This window comes from Microbacterium sp., assembly GCF_039812165.1.
Classification (GTDB): Bacteria; Actinomycetota; Actinomycetes; order Actinomycetales; family Microbacteriaceae; genus Microbacterium.
In genome coordinates, this window is the sequence record NZ_JBDIAB010000239.1 from 1 (window position 1) to 4,007 (window position 4,007).

Genomic DNA, 4,007 nt, shown 5'->3' on the forward strand with positions numbered 1-4,007 from the left:
GATCGCGATGCTCGCGGGTCTCGTCTCGTTCCTCTCGCCGTGCGTGCTGCCGCTCGTCCCCGGGTATCTGGGCTTCCTGGGCGGTGCGGTCGCGCCGCGCGCCGCGGTCGGCTCGCCGGCCGCCGCGCGCGCGACCTCGCCGGCGACGGCGACCGTGGCGACGGACGCCGGCCGCGCCCGGGGCCGGCTCCTCCTCGGCGTGGCCCTGTTCATCGCGGGGTTCACCGCCGTGTTCGTGGCGATCTTCGTGCTCGGCGGCACTCTCGGGCAGCTGTTCATCCAGTACCAGGACCTCATCACGCGCGTCCTCGGCGTCGTGGTGATCCTGCTCGGCCTCGTCTTCGTGGGCGTTTTCGGCTTCGCGCAGCGCACGTACCGGCCGCGGCGGCGCGAGAACCTCGGTCTCATCGGGGCGCCGCTCCTCGGCGTCGCGATGGGCGTCGGCTGGGCGCCGTGCATCGGCCCGACCATGGCCGCGATCCTGTCGATCTCGATCAGCCAGGCCGACCCCGGCCGCGCCGCGCTCCTCGCCGTCGCGTACTCGCTGGGCCTCGGCATCCCGTTCCTGCTCCTCGCGGTCGGCTTCGGCTGGGCGGCGCGCTCGGTGACATTCCTCAAGCGGCATATCCGCACCCTCAACCTCGTCGGCGGCGGTCTGCTCGTCGTCCTCGGCATCCTGATGGTGACCGGCGTGTGGACCGCGCTCATGTCGCAGCTCGGGGCGGTGATCGGCAGTGTCGAGCTCCCCCTCTGAGGACGCCGAGGGCGCGGCGAGCGATCCGCTCCGTCCCGCCGACCACGCCGACGCGACGGCCGCCGACGACCGCGGCATCGCGCAGCCCAAGCTGGGCTTCACCGGGTGGATGCGCTGGGGATGGCGTCAGCTCACGAGCATGCGCACCGCCCTCGTGCTCCTGCTCCTCCTCGCGATCGCGGCGATCCCGGGCTCGATCGTGCCGCAGCGCGGCGCCGACCCGAACGGGGTGTCGCAGTACCGGACCGACCACCCCGACCTGTTCCCGATCCTCGACGGGCTGCAGCTGTTCGACGTGTACACGTCGGCGTGGTTCTCGGCGATCTACATCCTGCTGTTCGTCTCGCTCATCGGCTGCGTCATCCCGCGCACGAAGCACCACCTCACCGCTCTCCGCGCCCGTCCGCCGCGCACGCCCGCGCGCCTCGGCCGCCTCGCCGACCACGCCGAGGCGACGGTGGAGCTGCCCGAGGGGACGGATGCCGCTGCCGCCGCCGTCGAGGCCGTCGACCTCGCCGCCGCGCACCTGAAGAAGGCCGGCTACCGGATCGAGCGTTACGACCGGGGCGCCGTCGCGTCGGTGTCGGCCGAGCGCGGCTACCTGCGCGAGAGCGGCAACCTCGTCTTCCACGGCGCGCTCGTCGGCGTGCTGCTCGCCGTCGGCATCGGGGGCGGCCTCACCTACACCGGGCAGACCGTCATCGTCGAGGGCGACAGCTTCGTCAACTCGCTGGGCCTGGGCTACACGTCGTTCAACCCGGGACGCTTCGTCGACGCCGAGGCGCTGCCGCCGTACTCGCTCACGCTCGACCGGTTCGACGTCACGTACACGCCGCTCGGCGAGCCGGGCCAGGGACAGGCGGGCGACTTCGCCGCGCACCTCACGACGCGGCTGCCGGGCCAGGAGCCGGCCGACGGCGTCGTGCGCGTCAACCACCCGCTCGACATCGAGGGCGACCGCGTCTACCTCATGGGCAACGGCTACGCCCCGACCATCACCGTGCGCGACGCCGACGGCGAGGTCGTCTACAGCGAGTCGGTGCCGTTCCTGCCGCAGGACGCCAACATGACGTCGCTCGGCGTCGTCAAGATCGCCGACGGCCTGCCCGAGCAGCTGGGCCTCGTCGGGTTCTTCTACCCGACCCAGGCGGCGCTGCACAGCGGCGCGCTCACCTCCGCCTACGGCGCGCTGATCAGCCCGGTGCTGACGCTCGACGTGTACGCGGGCGACCTCGGCATCGACGACGGCACCGCGCGCTCGGTGTACACGCTCGACCCGACCGGCATGGACAAGCTCACCGGCCGCGGCACCGACGTCGCCTCGATCGAGCTCGAGCCCGGCCAGACCGCGGATCTCCCGAACGGGTGGGGCACGATCACGTTGGAGGATGCCACGGCGTCCGGCGCCGCGGAGTCGGTCAAGCGCTTCGTGTCGCTGTCGGTGCACCGCGACGTCGGCGCGCCCTGGGTGCTGGGCTTCGCCTCGCTCGCGGTCGCGGGACTGCTCGCCGCGCTGTTCGTCCCGCGTCGGCGCCTGTGGGTCAAGGCGACGCCGTCCGGTGCGGGCCTGCGGGTCGAGTACGCCGGCCTCGCGCGCGGCGAGGACCCGGCGATCGCGGCCGCCGTCGCCGACCTCGCGCGCGACCACGGCGCGGCGCTGCGCGGGGCGGGCCTGCTGCCCGAGGCGTCGACGGCGGTGCCCGCGGAGCTGCCGGTGGAAGAGGCATCCCGCGTAGACTGACGGCCATGCCGGAAACAGGGTTGACGCTCGATGCCGTGTCGGTGCTGCTCGTTTGGACGGCGGTCGCGATCTACGCGCTCGCGTTCGTCGCCTACGCCGTCGATCTCGCCCGTCGCTCCGACCTCGCCGTGAAGGCGAAGGATGCCGTCGTCACCCGGCAGCTGGTCGGTGCCGGCGGACCGCCGACCGTCGAGGCGCCTACGCCGCCCGCACAGCGCGTGGCCGCCCGCCCGCGGTACGTCTGGGCGCGCATCGGCACCTCGCTCACCGTGCTCGGCTTCCTCTTCCACGTCGGCGCCGACGTGACGCGCGGCATCGCCGCGGGCCGCGTGCCGTGGTCGAACATGTACGAGTTCGCGCTCACCGGCACGATGCTCATCATCGCGGTCTACCTCGTGGTGCTGTTCCGCTACGACCTGCGGTTCCTCGGCGCGTTCATCACGGGTCTCGTCGTCGTGCTGCTGGGCGGCACGCTCGTGGGCAACCTGTACGTGGCCGTGACGCCGCTGGCCGACCCGCTCAAGAGCGTGTGGCTCGTGATCCACGTGTTCGTCGCGTCGCTCGCGACCGCGCTGTTCGCGCTCGCGTTCGCGCTGTCGGTGCTGCAGCTCATGCAGAGCCGTCGCGAGCGGCTCGCGCTCGCCGCTGCTTCCGGCGAGGCGGCCGCGAAGACCGGGCCGCGGTTCCTGCGCACGATCCCGAGCGCCGACGCCCTCGAGTCGCTCGCGTACCGCTTCACGATCGTCGGGTTCATGTTCTGGACCTTCACGCTCATCGCCGGCGCCATCTGGGCCAACGACGCGTGGGGCCGCTACTGGGGCTTCGACACCAAAGAGGTGTGGACGTTCGTGGTGTGGGTCCTGTACGCGGGCTACATCCACGCGCGCGCGACGCGCGGCTGGCGCGGCAACCGCTCCGCCTGGCTCGCGATCATCGGGTTCTCGGCCGTGATGTTCAACTTCACGATCGTCAACATGTTCTTCAAGGGCCTGCACGTCTACAGCGGCCTGAGCTGACCGGCATCCGCGTGGCCGTCTACACGCACGGGCATCACGAGTCCGTCCTGCGCTCGCACAGCAACCGCACCGTCGAGAACTCGGCGGCGTATCTCCGTCCGCACCTCGCGCCCACGACGCGTCTGCTCGACGTCGGAGCGGGGCCGGGGACGATCACGGCCGACTTCGCGGGTCTCGTAGGACGGGTCACCGCGACCGAGATCGACGATGCCGCCCTGGCACTGTCGCGGGGTCTCGTCGCCGAGCGGGGTCTCGGGAACGTCGACTTCTCGGTCGAGGACGTGCACGCGCTGAGCTTCGCCGACGACAGCTTCGACGTCGTGCACGCCCACCAGGTGCTGCAGCACGTCGCCGACCCGGTGCAGGCGCTGCGCGAGATGCGCCGCGTCACCGTGGCGGGCGGCGTCGTGGCCGCGCGCGACGCGGACTATGCCGGGTTCCTCTGGTATCCGCTGCTTCCCGAGCTCGACGAGTGGCTGCGGCTGTATCGCGCCGC

At 72.2% G+C, this 4,007-nt stretch carries 4 protein-coding genes; all 4 read left to right on the forward strand.

Annotated features, from left to right (window positions below; all coding sequences use genetic code 11):
• Position 1 precedes the first annotated feature (1 nt).
• On the forward strand, positions 2–754 hold the full coding sequence (locus tag WML84_RS13520) for a cytochrome c biogenesis protein CcdA (RefSeq protein WP_347346660.1): 753 nt from the start codon (positions 2–4) through the stop codon (positions 752–754).
• A complete protein-coding gene (locus WML84_RS13525; protein ID WP_347346661.1) occupies positions 735–2,495 on the forward strand; it encodes a cytochrome c biogenesis protein ResB in 1,761 nt (586 codons plus the stop codon). The genes WML84_RS13520 and WML84_RS13525 overlap by 20 nt, the downstream gene beginning before the upstream one ends.
• Before the next feature lie 5 nt (positions 2,496–2,500).
• Complete coding sequence (ccsB, locus tag WML84_RS13530; RefSeq protein WP_347346662.1) at positions 2,501–3,511, forward strand: c-type cytochrome biogenesis protein CcsB; 1,011 nt, start codon at positions 2,501–2,503, stop codon at positions 3,509–3,511.
• Positions 3,512–3,522: 11 nt separating this feature from the next.
• A partial coding sequence (locus WML84_RS13535; protein WP_347346663.1) for a class I SAM-dependent methyltransferase occupies positions 3,523–4,007 on the forward strand: 485 nt, incomplete at its 3' end.

Coding starts and splice junctions, on each gene's coding strand:
- ccsB (WP_347346662.1), top strand. CDS start 2,501: ATGCCGGAAACAGGGTTGACGCTCGATGCCGTGTCGGTGCTGCTCGTT.